The following is a 20,643-nucleotide window of genomic DNA, read 5'->3' on the forward strand; positions in this document are numbered from 1 at the left end:
GGGTGGACAACGACAGAGAGTCCACAATACGCGGGCTGTTCGCAGCCGGAGATGTGGCGGGCGGATGTCCACAGAAGTATGTGACCGGAGCGATGGTTGAGGGAGAGATAGCAGCCATTGCCATGGTAAAGCAGCTTGACGAGGGATATACAGAACCGGAGCTTGACGAGGAGACAGCATTTGACAGAAAGATAGAAGAGTATGACCATTTCCTCGACACAGACGAGAAGATGTTCACATACGAGGCGATAGAGGAAGCCATGCAGAAGGTCATGGACAACTATGCCGGAGGAATATCTACCCATTACCAGTTCAACGAGAAACAGCTTGAGCTGGCAAAGGAGAAGATAGAGCAGCTCCAGAAACTTGTATGGCACATAAGTGCCCACGACATGCACGAGCTCATGTTTGTGTATGAGGTGAAGGAGAGGCTCACAGTTGCACTCTCTGTAATCGCACACCTGAAGGACAGGAAGGAGACGAGATGGCACAGCTTTGCTGAGAACCTGGACTACCCGGAGAAGAGCAAAGACTGGGAGATATTTGTCAACTCAAAGATGGTGGACGGCGAGCTTAAGATGATACATCGTGAGCTAGGCAATATGTGCCAGATTCCCGAAGGAAATCTGGCATGCAGCGTCAGCCCCTCGCCGAAGGCGACTTCAAATGGGCTGATGTTCCAAGGAAAGGGGGATGTATATGAGCATAGTGATAAATAAAGAGCTTTGCAAAAACTGCGGCAAATGTGCAAATGTTTGCCCGGGTTCCCTCATAAAGAGAGATGAGGATGGACAGATATTCATGAAATACCCAAAGGATTGTTGGGGATGCTCTTCCTGTATCAAGGAGTGCGCATTTGACGCCATCTCATTATATCTCGGAGCTGACATCGGCGGAATGGGAAGTCAGATGTCGGTGGAGAACAAAGGAGATCTGCTTCTGTGGAATATCCGCAAGATGGATGGCACCACAGACCAGATAGTGATAGACAAGAAGGAAGCTAATAAATATTAAAAAGAAGAAAGGTTGGTATAGATATGGGTACATTATCACATCTTGACGAACTGGAGGCAGAGGCGATATACATCATCCGCGAAGTTGCTGCGGAGTGTGAGAAGCCGGTTATGCTTTATTCCATAGGAAAGGACAGCTCGGTAATGCTTCATCTGGCACTCAAGGCATTCTATCCTGAGAAGCCGCCATTTCCATTCTTGCATGTAAATACAACATGGAAGTTCAAGGAAATGATCGAGTTCAGAGACAAGACAGCGAAGAAATACGGACTTGACATGATCGAGTACATCAACGAGGAAGGTGTCAAGAAGGGCATCAATCCATTTGACCACGGCTCAGCATACACAGATATCATGAAGACACAGGCGCTCAAGCAGGCTCTTGACAAATACGGTTTCACAGCAGCATTTGGTGGCGGACGTAGAGACGAGGAGAAGTCCCGTGCGAAGGAGAGAATTCTTTCATTCAGAAATGCTCAGCATGCCTGGGATCCAAAGAACCAGAGACCGGAGATGTGGAAGCTGTTCAACACCAAGATCCAGAAGGGCGAGGAGGTCAGAGTATTCCCACTTTCCAACTGGACAGAGGCTGATATATGGGAGTATATAGAGCGTGAGAACATAGAGATTCCATCACTGTACTTTGCAAAGGAGAGACCTGTTGTATACCGTGACGGCAATATCATCATGGTTGATGATGACAGAATGAAGCTCAGACCCGGCGAGAAGATAGAGATGAAGAGCGTTCGTTTCAGAACTCTCGGATGCTATCCACTGACAGGCGGCGTGGAGTCCACAGCGGACACACTCCCTGAAATCATTGAGGAGACGCTCAGTGCGGTATCCTCAGAGAGAACCACCAGAGTTATAGACAATGAGGCAGCAGGCAGCATGGAGCGTAGAAAGAGGGAGGGATACTTCTAAGATGAGCGGATTACTTAAATTTATAACATGCGGAAGTGTAGATGACGGAAAGTCAACACTTATAGGACATATATTATACGATTCAAAGCTTTTATATGCAGATCAGGAGAAGGCTCTGGAGCTTGATTCCAAGGTAGGAAGCCGTGGCGGTGCCATCGACTATTCACTTCTTCTGGACGGACTGATGGCAGAGCGTGAGCAGGGTATCACCATCGACGTTGCATACAGATATTTTACAACAGACAAGAGAAGCTTCATCGTGGCAGATACACCGGGTCATGAGGAGTACACAAGAAATATGGCGGTTGGCGCATCATTTGCCGATCTGGCAGTCATCCTTATCGATGCAAAGCAGGGCGTGCTCGTGCAGACCAGAAGACATGCAAGGATCTGCGCACTGATGGGAATCAGATACTTTGTATTTGCGGTAAATAAGATGGATCTTGTCGGATACGATGAGAAGCGTTTCAACGAGATAGTTGAGCAGATAAATGAGCTGTCATCAGAGCTCAGTCTGCCAAATATCACGATCATCCCTGTGTCAGCGACAGAGGGTGACAATGTGACAAAGAAGTCAGAGAACATTCCTTGGTATGAGGGTCCAGCACTCCTTACATACCTTGAGGATATAGATATCGCAGAGGATAACACAGAGGCAGGATTCTATATGCCTGTTCAGAGAGTGTGCCGTCCTGACCACACATTCAGAGGTTTCCAGGGTCAGATCGAGGATGGTGAGATCCACGTTGGAGACGAGATCAACACACTCCCAAGCAACGAGACCGCAAAGGTCAAGAGCATCCATGTGGGATTTGACACAGTGGACTCAGCACAGAAGGGACAGCCTGTAACAATACAGCTTGACCGTGAGGTTGATGTGTCAAGAGGATGTGTGCTCACAGTTGATTCAGACGCAAAGGTTGCATCTTCGATCACCGCAACACTCCTCTGGATGGATGACGATGAGCTGTACAATGGCAAGAACTTCTTCGTGAAGCTCGGAACAAAAATGATCCCTGGTACAGTTACACATATCGATTACACCATAGATGTAAATACAGGTGAGCAGAAATCAGCGGACACCCTTGCGAAGAATGGTATCGCAGTCTGCAGGATCGCATTTGCCGACAGGATCGTGGTTGACGAGTTCAAGAAGCATAAGACTCTCGGAGAACTCATACTCATCGACCGTGTAACAGACATGACAAGTGCCTGCGGTGTTGTCGAGGAGGTTCACACTGAGGAGACCGGACTTTACGAGGGACGCATAGACAGAAATGTGCGTGCAGCGATCAAGGGACAGAAGGCTGTCATAGTTCCATTTGCAGCAGGCAATGTCACAAGAGATTTCGTTGAGTCGGTGGAGAAGAAGCTCAGCATCGACGGACGTCATACATATCTGTACGCTCCAGATATCCGCGAGGATGTAAATGCTGTATTAAAGCATCTTCATCATGCCGGAATCATCGTGCTTCTCTTCGCAAGCGAGCAGCAGATCGCAGGAATCAAGGTAGAAGGCGCCGAGGTTTACAATGGCGACTGGAATGCTGACGGCGAGCTTGACTCAGACGAGATAGCAGACGAGATCCGAAAGGAGTCTGTATACGACGCGGCTCAGGTTCACGATGGAAACTACATCTAAAAAAGATCACGTAGTAATATAATAATAAAGCGAAGGACGGAGGTGTTTTATGCCTTCGTCCTTCGCTTTTGTATAGAAAGTAGTAATATGAAATATTTATTTGTCAGAACCTTTAAGTCTGGCTATTTCTGCCCTTAATTCGGCAAGCTCGTTGTCCTTGTCGGCGAGCTTCTTGTCTTTGTCGGCAATCTCCTTATCCATCTCAGCCATACGTTTTTCCATCCTGGCTTTCTCTTCCTGAAAAACATCCACAAATGTAATAATCGACTGTTCCACCATATCCGTAACCTCCTCGGTCTCTTCAAACTGGGAATATAGGCGAGTATAAAGCATCTGAGTAAATCTGTATAGTTGTGCTCCATCCTCAGCTGTTATATTCCCAAGTTCCACGTTCTTGTCTATGCTACCCATTATATCTGTTTTGATGAGGCTTTTCAATGAGGCTATATTCTCTGGTGTACGTGCTTTCTTATTCCTCAGCTTTTCGCGGAGTTTCAGAATGTAGAATGGAATCAGGATGATCATTTTCCTGTCGTTTATTTCCTTTACGGAGCAGGACGTGAGTTTTGTAACAGGGACGTTATAGGTTATGTTCTGGGTATGCTCGAATCCCACCTGCAACGAATATGTATCAGGTACTGATTTTGGTACATTGCTCAGATATATCACACAGGGTTCAGGAAAATGAATTCGATATACCTGACAGCCCTCTTCGTCCTGCAGTATCTCCTTAGTCTGATCTGCATATCCCGCTCCATATGAAAATACACGGAATACAATAGAATCATCCTTTTTCATCTGCGCTTCCATATGATATGCATCGGAATTGTTGATTACGAGTATGGTGTCGGCCAGAGTTGTGGTCATAGAATTCTGATTATCGTGAACATTTTCAGTCCAGTGATAAGATACTGTTGAGTTTTCCGGATCGTAAAACATGTTGAACAGGCCGTTAATCATGTTGATCACAGCTTTCGAGGACAGCGTGAGAATCTTCTTGAAGATGCAGTCATAAAGTTTTCTTGTTGTTGGCAAGAGTGTTCCTCCTTAGTATTTTATCCGGCCGGTAGGCACACTTTAGACCATTCAAATCGCTGTGTCAATAGGTTTTGGCAAATGCGTTTATAAAGCGCAGAGTGACGCTGTGAGTGGAAAAATAAGGGGGAAATGGGAGGTGATTTTACTATTTGTATAGTAGACGAGGGAATATGTTTTGCTCCTGTTTTGTTTGATTTTCTTTGATTGACATGGTGCTTTATGTTAGATTATAATAATATATGTCATAATAACTATTATAACATACCAAGAATAAAAAGGTTAATGTGACAAGGCTGCGCATTCGTGCGTATGCCGAACCTATCCCATTCATTCGTTATGAGTGAATGGGATTTTTTGCAATAATGACAGAGGGAGGAGAAAAGTATGCGAAAGAAAATTAGATATGTATTGGGGCTGGATATTGGAATTGCGTCTGTTGGATGGGCAGTTCTTTTGCTGGATGGAGAAGACAATGTATGCGGGATTGTGCGTGCTGGAGTACACACGTTTGATGAGGTTACTGTAGGGAAAGAAAAAATAACGGCGACAGCAAATAGAAGAGGGTATAGATCTGGAAGAAGGCTTGTACGTAGAAAGGCACATAGAATACAGCGAGTGAAAAGCCTATTGCAGGAAATGAATATAGTCTCAAAAAAGGATATGGATGAGTATTACTCAGGAGCAGTTGAGGATGTGTATTTCCTCAGGTGGGCTGCAATTCAGGATGAACCAGTATATATACTGGATAATAGAGAACTGGCACAGCTTCTTATATATTTTGCCAAACATCGTGGGTATAAGAGTACTGCAGTGCATGAGCAGGAGGATGAAGACGACAAAAAAGTTTTATCAGCAATTTCTGAAAACAAAAAATATATGCATGAGCATGGATATCGTACAGCCGGGGAAATGATATATAAGGATGCTAAATTTAGACAAAAAAGGTGTGGAAGCAGTGAAGAAAATGAATTGCTAGTGGCACGAAATTCGGAGGGAAACTATAGTAATTCGATTAGCAGAGATTTGCTTGTTGAAGAGGTTCGGATAATATTTGAAAAGCAGAGGGAATTAGGTAATACTCTCGCGACAAAAGAATTAGAAGAACGATTTTTAAGCATTATGCAGAGTCAGAGGAATTATGATGGAGGACCAGGTGAAGGAAGTCCATATGGAGGTAATCTGATTGAAAAGATGGTTGGTGAATGTACATTCGAGAAGGGAGAGAAAAGAGCATGTAAAGCCTCGTATATATCGGAGCGATTCGTACTGCTTGAAAAAATAAATCATCTGCGAATTTGTACTGCCGACGGGAATGAGAGACCACTTAATGAGGATGAAAAGAGTGCAGTAATAAAGCTTGCATATAAGACTAAGGTGGTAAAATATAATGCTATACGAAAAGAACTAAAGCTTGATTTGGAAGAACGATTTGGAGGCTTGACATATTCTAAGGTTAATAATGGTGACTTTAAGCAAAGGATATTGGATACAGAAAAAAAGAGCGACTTTATTTCGCTTAAATATTGGCATGAAGTAAAAGATATTTTGAATTTATCTTATAAGGATTTGACGGAAGAGCAAAAACAGTTGATGGATTCTGTGGGTAAGGTGTTGACATATTACAAATCGGAAGAAAAAAGACGAGAAGAATTATCAGATTTATCGCTAAATCAAGCGCAGATAGAAAAACTGCTAAAGCTGAATTATGCAAAATTTCATAACTTGTCGTTTAAGGTAATGAAGAAGCTGATGCCTGAATTGGAAGCTGGTTATTCATATATGGAATCATGTTTACGGGTGGGATATGACAGCTTAAGTACAGACGGCGTGAAGACAAAATATATTTCAAAAGAATTATTGAATGAGGCAGTGGACAAAATAATGAATCCCACGGTCAAACGTGCTGTTCGTAGAACTGTACGGATTCTAAATGAAATAGTTAAGCTATATGGTAGCCCGGTAGAAATTCACATTGAAATGGCAAGGGATTTGCCACATTCTGGGGAGGTAAAAAAGAAAATTGCCACTGCTCAAAAAAATAATAATAAAGAGAAGAAAGAGGCAATAAAGTTCATAAGTGAGAATTTTGGAAAGATTGAAAGTGATATACGTCGGAAAGATATACTGAGGTATCGTCTTTGGAAGAATCAGAGTCAGATGGATCTGTATTCGGAAAAATTAATACCAGTTGAGGATATACTGGATTATGAAAAATATGAGGTGGATCATATTATCCCATATAGCCGTTCGTTCAACGACAGCTTTAATAATAAGATGCTCGTAAAAAAGAAGGATAATCAGGACAAGAAAAACCATACACCGCATGAATATATTGGACATGACGATGAGGCATGGAACAAATTCGTAAAAATGGTTAATAATTATGTGTTAAGTCCTGGAAAGAGAAAAAATGCGCTTACAAAGTCATCAGATTCTGACGAATGGCGATCTAGAAACTTAAATGATACGAGATATACAACTAAGGTAGTTGCAGATTTGATTCGCAGACATTTGGTAGTTGAACCATATTTTAATGGGGCTAGAAATAAACATGTATATCCTCTAAACGGAGGTGTAACAGCCAGACTTAGACATGAATGGGGGCTCGAAAAGGATAGAGAGAAAAGTGATAAACACCATGCTCAGGATGCAATTGTGATTGCGTGTTGCACGGAAAAAATGATCTGGAAAATGAGTAATATATATAAGCAAGAAGAGTTGGGTGGCGTTGTTCGAAAAGGGAATAAGCTTGTTGATAGGAGAACCGGCGAAATATTAGAAACAACAGCACTGCCGTGGAAATGGTTTCGAGAGGAAGTAGAGATGGTTATGGCAGATCATCCAGAAGATTATATCGAGATGGCAAAAGATAGAGGCTACATGGGTGATATACCTAAGCCGATTTTTGTATCACGACTTCCAGTGAAGAAAAAAACAGGGGTAATAAGCGAGAATACTATTCGGGCTGTTGATGAGGCGAGTTCAAGAACTGTAGAAAAAACAAGCCTTGACAAGCTAAAGCTGATAGAGGTGAATGGCAAAAAGCAGATTAAAGATTATTATCGACCGGAAGACGACGTGCTACTATATAATAAATTACTTGATAGACTAATTCGATATGGAAATGCAAAAGATGCATTTGCAGAGCCATTTTATAAACCTAAGAAGGATGGATCTGATGGCCCGATTGTAAAAAAAGTTAAACTCTATGTAGGAGTAGCTGATGATCAGGTTAAGGTTAGAGGAAGAGGTGAAGATATAGATAGAGAAGGAGTCAAAGATAGAGGAGGGATGTACCGATGCGATATATTCAGGAAAGATGGCAAATATTATATGGTTCCGGTATATTATAAAGATTTATATTTGCACAGGATGCCAACAAAGGCTGTAGTTGCCCATAAGGAGACTGCGGATTGGGAAAAAATGGATGATAAAGATTTCCTGTTTAGCTTATATCCAGATGACCTTATAAAAGTACAAAAGAAAAATAAAGAAATAGAAAATGGTTATTATAAAACCAGTGATCGCTATTCTGCAGGGATAAGCTATGTACAACATGATCTCGGCGCAAAGTCTTATGTTAGGTTGTGTATACAAAATCTAGCAATTTTTGAAAAATTAAATGTTGATATACTTGGAAATATATATTCTTGTTCCAAAGAAGAAAGAGAGTGGTTATAGGTGGCATATCGTAATATCATTGTGACTAGGAATATAGGGATTTCTGTTCATAACTATCAATTGGTAATCGGAAATGAAGATATGTGTGTGCCGCTTGAGGATATAAACTGTCTTGTGCTTGAGCATGCGGGAATTATGATTTCAAGTGGAGTCTTGCAGCGGTTAAGTGAGAATGGATGTCTGGTTTATATATGCGATGAAAAGCATCTACCATCTACAGTTGTTCTTCCTATAGCAAGACATAGCAGACATTTTAAGATGCTCACTGCGCAGCTTGCGATAACAAAACCAAGACAAAACAGGATATGGCAGCAAATTGTAAAACAAAAGATAGCTAATCAGGCGATGTGCTTAAAATTGTGCGGCAAAAAGAATGCCGATCAATTATACAATATGACAAAAAAGGTGCAGTCTGGTGATAAGACAAATGTAGAAGCGCAGGCAGCAGCATTGTACTTTAAAAGCTTATTTGGCAACGACTTTACTCGGGGAGATGACAACGGAATAAATGCGGCACTTAACTATGGATATAGTATATTGCGAGGTCATATATCTAGGTCAATAGTATGTTATGGGTTTGAGCCTTCTCTTGGAATTAATCATCATAGCCAGCTGAACAATTTCAATCTTGCAGATGATTTTATTGAGCCGTATCGAGCAATTGTTGATTATTTTGTTTATACACAGCTACATATGGAAGAAGGAAAAGAGCTAAGCAAAGAGATGCGGTATCAATTGGTGGATATTGTGAATTATGACATGGATATACATGGAGAAAAACATGTAATACATCATGCCATAGATAAAATGGTAGCAAGTTATAATTCTATTTTGATGGGTAATAAGGATGAACTTGAAATCCCAGAATTGATAGAGCTGGAAAGACATAATTATGAGTAAATTTATGAGATTGATTGTATTTTTTGATATTCCAACAAAGACGAAGAAGGATAGAAGATGCGCATACAGTTTCCGTAAATTTCTGTTGAATGATGGATATTGTATGTTGCAATATTCGGTATATGTTCGTGTGTGCAATGGGATGGATGCGGTAAGGAAACATGAAGGGCGTCTGAATGAAAATCTTCCAGAAACGGGTTCTGTAAGAATGTTGGTTCTCACGGATAAACAGTATTCTTCGATGAAAATACTGGTGGGAACAACAAAAAAAGAAGAAAAAGGAAGCACAAATTTGCTGGATATCATATGATTTTTTAACGTGAAAAAGCTAGGATTTGTTGAAAATCCTAGCTTTTTTGCTACCCTATTATAACATACCAAGAATAAAAAGGGAAATATGACTTAAATCTTTAGATGCTAAATCATCCATATATTATAACATACCAAAAATAAAAAGGGAAATATGACATATATGGCATTAACTGCTTCAATCTGACTATTATAACATACCAAGAATAAAAAGAGAAATATGACATCATTCACAATGCAATAGATACAAAGCCAGAACTTATGAAGTGACATATCAGGTAACAGATAGTCAGGGTGCTACTGCTACAAAGACGGTTAAAGTAACTGTTAAGGCTGTACCGGTTAATCCAGATACAGATAAACCGAATACCAATAAGCCAAGTAATGATAAAGGCAGTGTAGAAACAGGCGATAGAAATAATCTTCTATTGTGGGAAGTCATGTTGATTGGTTCAAGTATCCTTCTGTTATACAGTCTGTATCGTAAAAAACGAAAAACAAATCAATAACAACTTATGAGGGTAGTTGCCTAAATACAGGCACTGCCCTTTTTCATGTGTTCATGGGACCAGGCACCAATGGTACTGTAATATGTGCGATTCATAATTACTGGTAAAACAGTGATTGACTATATATTCACCTTCCTTCCCTTTTGAGAGGCGGGATATCCCGTCTCTCGTTTTAAGGGATTGTTGTGTAGACTTATATTTGATATATTCGGGGTTAAAAGATGTTTATGAAGGAACTTTTGAATTATTGTATTCCATGAGTCTATATAGTAAAATAAAAAATGGAGGTGAGACTATGGGATTTTTAAATGATTTATTTAGTAGTATTGGTAACGCAGATGATGAGGAGGATTATTCAGATGGAATTTCATGTCCGGTATGTGGAGCAAAAGCATATTGGAAAGATGAGGATTATAAAGCTTGTTGGGTTTGTTCGTCCTGTGGATATGAAATAGATGGCGATCAAATAGATATTGACGATGAAGGAAATGGAAGTGCATTAGGCATTGATTGGTATTGTGATAGTTGCAATGCATACTTAAATGATCAAAGTGGCTTTAATCCTTATGCTGAACATTGGATATGTACTAAGTGCGGCTATGAAAATTCAATAACGAAGGATGATATTATCTGATAGGAGACCAGCTATGAAAAGTCAAGCTTAAATTAGCTGGAAATTAGTAAATCCTTTTCGTGGTAAAAATGGGTAACTTTAATAAGGCTCCCTGGTGGGTGCTTTTAACCAAATCTATGATGTGGGTATCCAGATCTCTTAATCGAGGTTAAATTCCACGTTGTCAGTCATCATTTTCCAGATGATTCTGACGAGCTTGCCGGCACAGTGCCCGAGGGCATTATAGTGAGTCCGGCCTTCAGCCATCTTGGCTTCGTAGTAAGCCTTGAAGGTGGCATTATTTTTAACAACATTGTGAGCTGCATTAACAAGTGCATATCTGAGGACTTTGGATCCACGTTTTGACATTCTGGTCTTCTTAGCCTGAAAGTTTCCAGACTGATAGACAGAAGGATCCAAACCGGCATATGCAAGCAGCTTGTTGGAGCTGGAGAAACGGTGAATATCACCGATTTCACCAAGTATCATTCCTCCATTGATATATCCGATACCAGGAATGGTCATAATGACAGAATCATTGAATTTCATGATTTCCGTCATTTCAGCTTCAACTCTTTCTAATTGGCTATCGAGTAACTCTATTTGTTGTATGGTGTGAGTTACCTAGATAGATAGAGAACTGTCGCTGGCACCGACAGACTTCTGTGCGAGAACTCTTAACTGCTGTGCCATCTCTTTGTCAAAGCGTCCATGCGAGTTCACTTTGAGAAGATGAGCCAGATGAGTCATATGCATAGAAGCAATAGCTTTCGGTGTTGGTGCTTCCTTGAGAAGCGCATAGACAGATTTTTGATGCAGACCTGATTTGAAGAAATACTGCAATTCAGGGAATATCTCATCCACGTAAGAAGTCAGCTGAATCTTTAGGCGGGTTCGCTGCTTAATGGTTTTCTGACGGAATCGTCCAAGGGCTTTTAAGTCCATCAGATCAAGATCATAAAAGGTCACAAATCTGAGAGATTCCTGCATCATGAGAGCTTTGCAAATGATGTATGTGTCGACTTTGTCAGTCTTCGTTTTGTGAATGTTGCTCTTACGCATAGCAGAAGTCTTGATGGGGTTCAACACACACACTTTGTAATTCTTAGCAACAAGATATCGAACAAGGTTGTCGCCGTAGTGTGCCGTTGATTCAAGACCAATGATGAGGCTGTCCTTGTCTAGAGGATCTAGCTTGGAAAGCAGCAGTTGGAAGCCATCATTGTCATTTGTAAATTTGAACGGCTTGATTAGTTCTTCGCCATCAGAAGATATGGCTGAGGCAAAGTGATTGAGTTTGGCAATGTCAATGCCTACATAAATCATGAGGTTGTACCTCCCTTTCTAAAGTCTGATACCGTGATATCCACCAGCGATTATCATCGTAGACTTGATGGAAATAAGTACTCGGATTACTCCGGCAACATCCAGCTATAAACAATTCAGATAAAGGTAGCGGCAATACACTCCTATGAGTAGTCAGAGCTACAGGGAAAAATCAAAAGTCCACAGTATCTGAATGTATTGAACCACGATATTAAAATGAAAGGAACGAATGATTATTAGCTTCTAAATAATCATACAAGAAATTATGAAGAGAAAATTATTGATATTGGCTATTGGAAGTTTATGTTTAGGACTTGTTGGTTGTGGATCTGAGAAAGGTAATTCGGAGAGTGGTTCTAGTTCTTGTGGAGCCGATAGCGAGGTTGTGACGGAGGTAGAAGGTGATGTTATATCAACGCTTATTCCAGATGTAAAGACTTTGTTTTCGGATAAAAACATTAATATAATGAGGGATTCTTCTAGTAGTTATTATGCATCAATTGAGAAGGCAACAGCGGATGACTTTAAAAAATATGATACAGAACTAAAAAATTACGATTTCACAGTAATGGATATATATGGAATAGATGATACACAGGGGTTTGCTAGATACTATGATAAGGATCACAAATATGAGTTGGATTTTGGATACGATGCAAAGGATGGTGGTTTAATGACCATTACTTGTGATATTATAGCCGATTAAGAAAAAAAGATTGATCTTAAATAGAAATGAATGCCATTGATGTTTACATGATATTACGGTTGTAATATTAGCTACAAGATTAGAAAGTAGGATTTTCCTAATTTGTTAAAATAGCTAGTTAATAATTTTAAATATTTAGATTGGTTTGGGATGCTTTGTGTATGAAAAAATAGTATGAAGGAGATATTGTAAATGGGGTTTTTAGTAAAAGATGGTTGAGTTCGTCGGATGATGATTTACTCAGAAAAAGAAAAAAAGAAATTATATCTGAGACAGATTGGGATTCGGGCTCAGTACTAAATGGTGATTTTGATGAAGTACTTGAAGCAATGGATGCTATTGATGAGGAACTTAATCAAAGAGATTGGGATAGGTATAATAGGGAAGATCATTCCAATAAAAACTATGGTGTTCATAGAGAACATGGATGGTATCTTCCAAATGATGATTGATGATGTGGGAGGGGATGTATAGCGCTGATTACTAGAATGTACAATTATGGCTATGAAGACCATTTATGTGAAGGTGATCTGGATAAATAATTGAAGATTGGAAGGCGAGTGGAGTCTCGTTATTGACTAGAGTTTCTCCTGTTCCTATCGTGATATATATGAACAGGGGAGACTTCTGTAACCAAGAAAATCGGAGACAGAGAGCCTGTGGTTCCCCAATTGGGGGGATTTTCCTGAGATTATTCAGTGACTTTTTCGAGACCAATCTCGGTAGTTTTTTCAGCCATATCGTAGAATAAAGTAAGTTTGTACTTCTGGTCTTCGGTAAAAGCCCAGTACAATATACCGCTTTCATCGGCTCCTGAATTATCCACCTTTGTGAAGCCGGCCTCTTTACATTTATCCATGTATGTATTGAATTCATCAACAGTTGTGTTTTCTATCCACATGTCAAGTGAATCACCATGATCGCCACCGTCAAGTTTACCCTGGAAATATTCTGAAGGGTCAGGTAGAATCTTTCCAATCCCACCTAATAATATTTTTGACATATCTGCATTTGATAAGTTGTTTTCTTCAGTTGTCACGTCGTGGTCACTACTGTCAACGTCTGTTACAACTTTGCTATCAGCTTCGACAGAACTGCTTTTTGAACCATTACTTCTATTGTCAGAATTACTGCACCCGGCAAAGGATAGACACATACTCCCAATAGCAAGTATTAATAATCGTTTCTTCATAAACATTCTCCTCTGAATATATAAAATTTTATACTATTATACTATTCTTCTATATTGCCATCAATATGCATATTTGTGTGAAGTGGTCAAGAATTGTAAATGTTAACGAAACAATTTACGACAGGAGCCAACTAGCTAAGTACTGTTTATACCTCGGTCAATCTAGAGTTTTTTAAGTAGGGGTCAATCTCCTTTTGATATTTTTGAAGTTCTTCCTTTTCCCTTTCGTTTTGAAGTTGCTGTTCTAGTGGAAATGCAGGTGGTAAGCCTGTAAGGAATTCTGAAAGGGAAAAGCCTAAGTGGGAAGATACTATTACAAATCGAATGCTGCACTGGTCATATACACCGGAGCAGAAAGAGGAAGTGAAGAAAGCACTTGCTGCAGGCGTTCCAAAAGCAACAATTCTGACTTATTTCTATCCGGAGGTTACTGTGGAGAAGATGAGTTCTTATCGGCAAAAACAATAAAAAAGAAATCGCATAGATACAGGAGCTGTGGTATACTGTGTCTATGCGAATTTATAATAGTCTTAGGACAATGTATTGGAGGTAATGCAATGGAATTTGAGCTGCTTGCAGATAGTATTAAGCAAATAAATGATAAAGCAAGTTCAGCAGCAAAAAGTGCTGTAAATCAGCTCATGACATTGCGTAATTGGGCGATTGGTTACTATATAGTTGAATATGAACAAGATGGCAGTGACAGAGCAGAATATGGTTCTCATCTTTTGAAAAATTTGGAAAAACAGATTGATCAAAAAGGAATGAATTATACGCTTTTTAAGGCTTGTAGACAATTTTATAAAGTATATCCTCAAATTGGTTCGACAGTGTCGAGCGAATTTAAATTACCGGATTTTGGAAAAAGTTCGACAGTGTCGAACGAATTTGTCACAGATCCAGATGTTTTAGTTAATAACTTGTCTTTTTCACATATTCGAGAAATTATGGTTTTAAACGATGCGTTTGAACGATTTTTTTACGAAACAGAGTGTATGAAATGTAACTGGAATGTAAGAGAACTCCGCAGACAGATAAAAACTAACCTTTATGTAAGAGCTGGCATAAGTAAAAAACCAGAGCTTTTATTGAAAAAATCTGCTGATAGTGCAAATGGAACAATGCTATCAATAAAAGACCCATTTACATTTGAATTTTTGGGACTTGATGCAAGGGATGCTGTGTCAGAATCTGATTTAGAACAAGCTCTTATGGATCATTTGCAGGAGTTTATGTTAGAACTTGGAGAGGGATTCTGTTTTGAGGCAAGACAAAAGCGAATTATAATAGATGATAAATATTATTTTATTGATCTTGTTTTTTATAATCGGCTTTTACATTGCAATGTTATTATTGAACTTAAGAATGATGAGTTCAAACATGAAGATTTGGGACAGCTTAATGCTTATGTAGGATATTATAAGAAAAATGAGATGACAGAAGGAGATAATCCACCAGTAGGAATACTACTTTGTACAGATAAAGGCTCACAGATGGTAGAATATGCATTATCGGGTATGGATAATCAATTATTTGTATCAACTTATATGCTGCATTTGCCTGATAAGAAGAAATTAGAAGAATTTATGCTAAAAGAGATAGAAGAAATGGGAATGTAACGACGAGCACTTTAGCCAATAACAGGTTAAGGTGCTTTTTTCATGCCATAAAAGGAGGTGGTTAAGGCACAACGCATCGGGGAAAGCCCGATTAATCATTACAACAGGCATTGCCTGATAATCATATTGTCATTGATCCGATGATTGAATACTTTGATATTGCAGAAACCTATGGCGAAAAGAACATGTATGAGCAGAAGAGTGAACATAAGCATTGCCGTGTGTAAAAGCAGTGGGGACAATGCGTTGGGAAAAATATGGTAGTCAGAGAAAATGCAAAAGATGGTGATAGTGTATTCATAAAGGTATATAATGGAAGTGATCCGATAGTTGTCATACCGGAGCAGATAGACGGAAAGGATGTTATATCCATAATTAACGGGCCTTTTAGCAATGACAGTTTAAAATATGTAGACCTGGGCTACAATCTTAAAGAATTTGATGATGCTTATTTTTCGGATACATTAGAAGTGATTCATCTTCCAGCAGGGGTAGAGAATCTCGATAAGGTAGCCTTCTTTGGCGAAGATACCTTGACAATTGTTGGCAAAGCCGGTTCGTTTGCAGAAACATTTGCAAAGGAAGAGGGAATAAAATTCGAGGCAGAATGATAAAGGCTGTGTGAAAGAGGCAGGACGAGAAAGTCCTGTCTTTTTTATGTGTAAATAAACGACATAGACATAAAAGTTGACATAATCAGGCAAAATGTATAACCTTATGTACATAAAGAAAATGATATTATGTAGAAAGAGTCTGAGGAAAATTATGAGTTCTACAATAAAACAAAATAAATATGAAATTGATATGTGCAACGGGACGATCATGGATAAGCTGATCTCGTTTTCGTTACCGCTTATGCTATCGGGAATTTTGCAGCTTATGTTCAACGCAGTAGATATCATCGTTGTCGGAAGATTCAGTGGAAGTCAGGCTTTGGCGGCGGTCGGTTCAACCACAGCACTTATCAATGTATTTACCAATTTGTTCATAGGGATATCCCTTGGGGCAAACGTGCTTGCTGCAAGATTTTGCGCTGCGGGAAAAGATAAAGAAATGTCAGAAACAGTACATACCGCGATCACGTTAGCGCTGATCAGCGGTATTATTATGGCCTTTGTCGGACTGATATGTGCAAAACCGGCGTTAGCGCTTATGGATACACCGGATGATGTCATTGATCTTTCGTCTGTATACATGCGGATTTACTTTCTGGGAATGCCGTTTTTTATGCTGTATAATTACGGCGCTGCCATACTAAGAGCGGTGGGAGATACAAAAAGACCGCTCATTTTTCTGGTTATCTCCGGGATTGCAAATACAGGACTTAACCTGTGCTTTGTGATCGTTTTCAAGTTTGGAGTTGCCGGAGTTGCAATCGGAACTGTCATTTCACAGCTGATATCCTGCGTGCTTGTGCTCCGTTGTCTCTACATGTCAGAGACGAGCTATCAGCTGAGATTTTCAAAGCTTACCATCAAGGGGGTATATGTAAAGCAGATCTTTTCGGTCGGAGTTCCGGCGGGAATTCAGAGCACAGTCATCAACTTTTCGAATGTGCTGCTTCAGTCGTCAGTCAACTCATTTGGCTCGGTTGCCATGGCGGGCTACACGGCGGCAAATAATATATTTGGATTTCTGTATGTGACGGTGAATGCTGTAACGCAGGCGTGCATGAGTTTTACGAGCCAGAACTACGGTGTCGGCAAATGGAAACGTATGGAGAGAGTTCTGATCGACTGTCTGATATTGTCATTTGCGGCAATGATGGTTCTGGGCAATGGAGCGTATTTCTTTGGACCGCAGCTGCTGCATATATATACGAGCAGCGACGCGGTTATAAAGTGCGGAATGGAGATTCTGCTGTATACGACAGTCACATATTTCCTGTGCGGATTTATGGACTTGTTCCCGGGGGCGCTTCGTGGGATGGGACATTCCGGAGTTCCGATGCTCCTCTCGATCATAGGAACGGTGGGAACCCGAATCGTGTGGATATACTGGATTTTCCCGAGACACAGATCCCTGGCGGTTCTGTTCATCTCATATCCGGCGTCCTGGATCATAACCCTTGCTATGCAGATAGTATGTTATTTCTATGTGAGGAAGATGCTGTATAAGAAAATTGCAAATAAGAAATGAGTGAAAACGTATGGGGAAGCTGCCAGAGAAATGGCATGCGCCGTGGAAGACGGACGGAATTATAAAATAAGCAATGCTCCCCTCGCTGCTAACGCAGCTCGTGGAATGGCATGCGCCATATAGATAACAAAAAAACACCAGTTGATTGTGAGCAAGCTCCCATCAACTGGCATTTTTTTATTATCTGCATTGCTTATTTTATAATTCCTATTGACATAGTAGGATATAAGAGTTATAATCCTATCATGTTCGTAGGAATTATAGGATTTATTATTTAGTGAGGCATAGAAGATCATGAGATTTAACACAGCATTATTACACAGCGCAAAGCTTGGTGATGAGAATACAGGCGCCACACTTACACCGATCTATCAATCCAGTGCATTCTATCAGCCTTCAGCGGAGCAGCATGAGAAGCTCTTCCACAACAAGGCGACGGGGTATTCTTACACGAGGATCAACAACCCGACTATAGTTGCATTTGAGGAGCGGATGACGAATCTTGAAAAGGGAGTAGGTTCGGTTGCGTGTTCTTCTGGAATGGCGGCACTCACAAATGCACTCTTAAATATAGTAGGAGCTGGCGGAGAGATAGTCTCCAGCACAGGACTCTACGGTGGGACGATAGATCTGTTCCACGATCTGGAGGCATTTGGGATCAAGACGACATTTGTGGAGATATCGAATAAGGAAGCGGTTGAGGCGGCGATCACGGAGAATACCAGAGTGATATTTGCCGAGACCATAGGTAATCCAAAGCTTGATGTGGTGGATATCAAAGCTCTCTCGGAGCTGGCACATTCACATAACCTGCCGCTCCTGATAGACAATACGGTGGCAACCGCATATCTTGTAACACCGCTTACGCTTGGAGCAGACATAGTCATTAATTCGACATCCAAGTACATAAACGGCAACAGCGATGCCATAAGCGGAGTCATCACCGACAGTGGCAATTTCAAGTGGGATGCAGAGCGTTATCCACTTTTGCAGCAGTACAAGATGTTCGGCAAATTCGCATACATAGCAAAGCTCAGAAATGGACTTTTCAGAAATACAGGAGCGTGTATAGCTCCGCAGACAGCATTTTACAATATGCTCGGCATGGAAACTCTGGGACTTAGAATGGAGAGGTGCTGCAGCAACGCACTTGCACTTGCAAAGTTCCTCGAGAGCCAGGAGGGAGTGAAGGTCAATTATCCGGGACTTACCTCAAGCCCATGGCATGACATAGCGGATAAGCAGCTGCACGGAGGCTACGGCGCTATTATTACTATCAGAGTTGGAAGCAAGGAGAAGGCATTTGCGGTGATGAACAAGCTCACAATACCGCAGATAGTGTCGAACATAGGAGACACAAAGACGATCATCGTGCATCCTGAATCAACACTGAATGCGCACAGCACAGAGCAGGAGAAGCTTGACGCCAACGTATATGATGATATGATTCGTATTAGTGTCGGAATCGAGGACGTGGAGGATCTCATAGAGGACTTCCGGAAGGCCTTGGAAAGTTAAGCAATTGCGAAACACGTAAATATGATTTGGAGGAACTACATATGGCAGTAGATTACGCAGCTTTGAAAAAGGGCGGATTCATGAGACAGAAGCAGAAGAATAACTTTTCTCTGAGACTTCAGGTGGTGGGAGGAAATCTTACCGCAGAGAATCTCAAGAAGATAGCAGAGGTTGCCGAGAAATACGGAGATGGACATGTACATCTCACATCGAGACAGAGCGTCGAGATCCCATTTGTTAAGCTTGACGATGTGGAAGAGGTAAAGGAAGAACTGGCAAAGGGAGGCTGTAAGCCGGGTGTGTGTGGCCCAAGAGTAAGAACAGTCACAGCGTGCCAGGGAAATCAGATCTGTCCGAGCGGCAATATAGACACTTATGATATAGCAAAGAAGCTTGATGCGAGATATTACGCAAGGGAGCTTCCTCACAAGTTCAAGTTCGGTGTCACAGGATGCCAGAACAACTGTCTGAAGGCAGAGGAGAACGACGTGGGAATCAAGGGCGCAATGGTAGTAGAGTGGGATGAGCCATCATGTATCATGTGTGGCGTGTGCGTCAAGGCGTGCCGTGAGGGCGCGATCACCATGGAGGACGGCAAGATCATTCTCGACACAGACAAATGTAACTATTGCGGTCGATGCGCAAAGGCATGTCCTACAGATGCATGGAAGGGCGAGACAGGATACCTTGTCTCATTCGGAGGATTATTTGGTAACACGATCCACCGCGGCGAGGAGTTACTTCCGGTTGTTACATCTGAGGAGCAGCTTTTCCGTATCACAGATGCAGCAATACAGTTCTTTGCAGACAATGCAAAGCCAAGCGAGCGTTTCCAGTTCACCCTGGAGCGCGTGGGCTTAGACAAATTCAAAGAAGTATTAAAGGAGGCTTACAATGGCTGATTATGAAATCAATGACAGAGTAGATATAACTGATGTGGTGTGCCCGATGACATTTGTCAAGGCGAAGGTAGCCATGGAGGAGCTTGAGATAGGACAGGTGCTTGCGGTTACCATGAATGACGGCGAGCCTGTACAGAATGTACCAAGAAGCTTCAAGGAGGAAGGACAGCAGATCCTGAAGCTCATCGACAACGAGAATGGTACTTATGATCTTATAGTTAAAAAACTGGAGGATTGATCAGGAAAGGAGAAAATGAATGGCAGTAAGAGTCAGTGCAGAGAATTTCGATGCGAAGGTTCTTCAGTCGGAGCTCCCGGTCATCGTGGAATTCTATTCGGACAGCTGCATACCATGCAAGCAGCTCTCACCTATCCTTGGCGGCATCGAGGATGACTACGAGGATAAGGTAAATGTGTACAAGGTAAATGTAAACTTCGACGCAGAGCTTGCTGAGAAGTACGCAGTCATGGCGTCACCAACCATACTCTTCTTCAAGGGAGGCGAGGAGGTTTCCCGCATCCGTGGCCTTGTGAAGAGAAATGCGCTGGAGGAGGAAGTTGGCAAATTATTGTAGAAATTCGTTGGTAAAGTGACACAATGGAGTATTTGAC

General features: G+C 41.1%; 20 protein-coding genes and 2 pseudogenes. 18 read left to right on the forward strand and 4 right to left on the reverse strand.

Going from position 1 to position 20,643, the window contains the following annotated elements:
• From ABUA34_RS01075 to ABUA34_RS01090, 4 genes and pseudogenes are all read left to right on the forward strand, one after another.
• A pseudogene (locus tag ABUA34_RS01075) lies at window positions 1-719 on the forward strand (adenylylsulfate reductase); the annotation flags it as partial.
• Window positions 700-1,014 (forward strand): 4Fe-4S dicluster domain-containing protein, encoded by a 315-nt coding sequence (locus tag ABUA34_RS01080; protein ID WP_004851736.1) that lies wholly within the window; start codon window positions 700-702, stop codon window positions 1,012-1,014. The pseudogene ABUA34_RS01075 and the gene ABUA34_RS01080, both read left to right, overlap by 20 nt.
• A 23-nt stretch (window positions 1,015-1,037) precedes the next feature.
• Window positions 1,038-1,937 carry a sulfate adenylyltransferase subunit CysD gene (gene cysD, locus ABUA34_RS01085; protein ID WP_015534724.1) on the forward strand — a complete coding sequence of 300 codons (900 nt, stop codon included), beginning with the start codon at window positions 1,038-1,040 and terminating at the stop codon, window positions 1,935-1,937.
• A 1-nt stretch (window position 1,938) separates the two neighbouring features.
• Window positions 1,939-3,579 (forward strand): sulfate adenylyltransferase subunit 1, encoded by a 1,641-nt coding sequence (locus ABUA34_RS01090; RefSeq protein ID WP_349822704.1) that lies wholly within the window; start codon window positions 1,939-1,941, stop codon window positions 3,577-3,579.
• Window positions 3,580-3,675: 96 nt separating this feature from the next.
• Here ABUA34_RS01090 and ABUA34_RS01095 read toward each other — a convergent pair whose 3' ends face one another.
• The gene (locus ABUA34_RS01095) at window positions 3,676-4,614 is read right to left on the reverse strand and encodes an RpnC/YadD family protein (protein ID WP_349822705.1); all 939 of its coding nucleotides are present in this window, start codon (window positions 4,612-4,614) and stop codon (window positions 3,676-3,678) included.
• A gap of 387 nt (window positions 4,615-5,001) precedes the next feature.
• Here ABUA34_RS01095 and cas9 point away from each other — a divergent pair, with 387 nt between their 5' ends.
• The 4 genes from cas9 (at window position 5,002) to ABUA34_RS01115 (ending at window position 10,650) form a co-directional block, all read left to right on the forward strand.
• Complete coding sequence (gene cas9 / locus ABUA34_RS01100; RefSeq protein ID WP_349822706.1) at window positions 5,002-8,298, forward strand: type II CRISPR RNA-guided endonuclease Cas9; 3,297 nt, start codon at window positions 5,002-5,004, stop codon at window positions 8,296-8,298.
• Window positions 8,299-9,198 carry a type II CRISPR-associated endonuclease Cas1 gene (cas1, locus tag ABUA34_RS01105; protein ID WP_349822707.1) on the forward strand — a complete coding sequence of 300 codons (900 nt, stop codon included), beginning with the start codon at window positions 8,299-8,301 and terminating at the stop codon, window positions 9,196-9,198. It abuts the gene before it with no gap.
• Between the two features lie 4 nt (window positions 9,199-9,202).
• A complete protein-coding gene (gene cas2 / locus ABUA34_RS01110) occupies window positions 9,203-9,508 on the forward strand; it encodes a CRISPR-associated endonuclease Cas2 (RefSeq protein WP_349822708.1) in 306 nt (101 codons plus the stop codon).
• A gap of 803 nt (window positions 9,509-10,311) precedes the next feature.
• A complete protein-coding gene (locus ABUA34_RS01115; protein WP_349822709.1) occupies window positions 10,312-10,650 on the forward strand; it encodes a hypothetical protein in 339 nt (112 codons plus the stop codon).
• Window positions 10,651-10,788: 138 nt separating this feature from the next.
• Here the strand turns inward: ABUA34_RS01115 and ABUA34_RS01120 are convergent, their stop codons facing one another.
• Together ABUA34_RS01120 and ABUA34_RS01125 are read right to left on the reverse strand one after the other, a co-directional pair.
• Window positions 10,789-11,178, reverse strand: a complete 390-nt coding sequence (locus ABUA34_RS01120) for a transposase (RefSeq protein ID WP_349822710.1) — start codon at window positions 11,176-11,178, stop codon at window positions 10,789-10,791.
• A gap of 75 nt (window positions 11,179-11,253) precedes the next feature.
• Complete coding sequence (locus ABUA34_RS01125; protein WP_349822711.1) at window positions 11,254-11,955, reverse strand: IS110 family transposase; 702 nt, start codon at window positions 11,953-11,955, stop codon at window positions 11,254-11,256.
• 265 nt (window positions 11,956-12,220) lie between these two features.
• On the opposite strand from ABUA34_RS01125, the gene ABUA34_RS01130 reads away from it, so the two are divergent.
• Both ABUA34_RS01130 and ABUA34_RS01135 read left to right on the forward strand, forming a co-directional pair.
• Complete coding sequence (locus tag ABUA34_RS01130) at window positions 12,221-12,661, forward strand: hypothetical protein (RefSeq protein ID WP_349822712.1); 441 nt, start codon at window positions 12,221-12,223, stop codon at window positions 12,659-12,661.
• A gap of 215 nt (window positions 12,662-12,876) precedes the next feature.
• A complete protein-coding gene (locus ABUA34_RS01135) occupies window positions 12,877-13,113 on the forward strand; it encodes a YkoF family thiamine-binding protein (protein ID WP_349822713.1) in 237 nt (78 codons plus the stop codon).
• Between the two features lie 239 nt (window positions 13,114-13,352).
• Here ABUA34_RS01135 and ABUA34_RS01140 read toward each other — a convergent pair whose 3' ends face one another.
• Window positions 13,353-13,853 (reverse strand): DUF6591 domain-containing protein, encoded by a 501-nt coding sequence (locus ABUA34_RS01140; protein WP_349822714.1) that lies wholly within the window; start codon window positions 13,851-13,853, stop codon window positions 13,353-13,355.
• 243 nt (window positions 13,854-14,096) lie between these two features.
• Between ABUA34_RS01140 and ABUA34_RS01145 the strand changes: the two are divergent.
• The 8 genes and pseudogenes from ABUA34_RS01145 to ABUA34_RS01180 all read left to right on the forward strand — a co-directional run.
• A pseudogene (locus ABUA34_RS01145) lies at window positions 14,097-14,321 on the forward strand (VirD4-like conjugal transfer protein, CD1115 family); the annotation flags it as partial.
• Between the two features lie 89 nt (window positions 14,322-14,410).
• A complete protein-coding gene (locus ABUA34_RS01150; protein ID WP_158579440.1) occupies window positions 14,411-15,472 on the forward strand; it encodes a PDDEXK nuclease domain-containing protein in 1,062 nt (353 codons plus the stop codon).
• A 257-nt stretch (window positions 15,473-15,729) separates the two neighbouring features.
• Complete coding sequence (locus ABUA34_RS01155) at window positions 15,730-16,083, forward strand: hypothetical protein (protein ID WP_349822715.1); 354 nt, start codon at window positions 15,730-15,732, stop codon at window positions 16,081-16,083.
• 154 nt (window positions 16,084-16,237) lie between these two features.
• Complete coding sequence (locus ABUA34_RS01160) at window positions 16,238-17,611, forward strand: MATE family efflux transporter (protein ID WP_349822716.1); 1,374 nt, start codon at window positions 16,238-16,240, stop codon at window positions 17,609-17,611.
• A 294-nt stretch (window positions 17,612-17,905) separates the two neighbouring features.
• Entirely contained in the window at window positions 17,906-19,129 is a 1,224-nt protein-coding gene (locus ABUA34_RS01165; protein WP_349822717.1) for an O-acetylhomoserine aminocarboxypropyltransferase/cysteine synthase family protein, read from the forward strand.
• A gap of 41 nt (window positions 19,130-19,170) precedes the next feature.
• The gene (locus ABUA34_RS01170; RefSeq protein WP_055280280.1) at window positions 19,171-20,031 is read left to right on the forward strand and encodes a ferredoxin-like domain-containing protein; all 861 of its coding nucleotides are present in this window, start codon (window positions 19,171-19,173) and stop codon (window positions 20,029-20,031) included.
• Window positions 20,024-20,269 carry a sulfurtransferase TusA family protein gene (locus ABUA34_RS01175; RefSeq protein ID WP_015534730.1) on the forward strand — a complete coding sequence of 82 codons (246 nt, stop codon included), beginning with the start codon at window positions 20,024-20,026 and terminating at the stop codon, window positions 20,267-20,269. Before ABUA34_RS01170 ends, ABUA34_RS01175 begins: the two co-directional genes overlap by 8 nt.
• 19 nt (window positions 20,270-20,288) lie before the next feature.
• The gene (locus ABUA34_RS01180) at window positions 20,289-20,606 is read left to right on the forward strand and encodes a thioredoxin family protein (RefSeq protein WP_015534731.1); all 318 of its coding nucleotides are present in this window, start codon (window positions 20,289-20,291) and stop codon (window positions 20,604-20,606) included.
• The last annotated feature ends 37 nt before the right edge of the window (window positions 20,607-20,643 follow it).

It is taken from the genome of Coprococcus sp. RTP21428st1_C9_RTP21428_210409, from assembly GCF_040227395.1.
GTDB lineage: Bacteria > Bacillota > Clostridia > Lachnospirales > Lachnospiraceae > Coprococcus > Coprococcus aceti.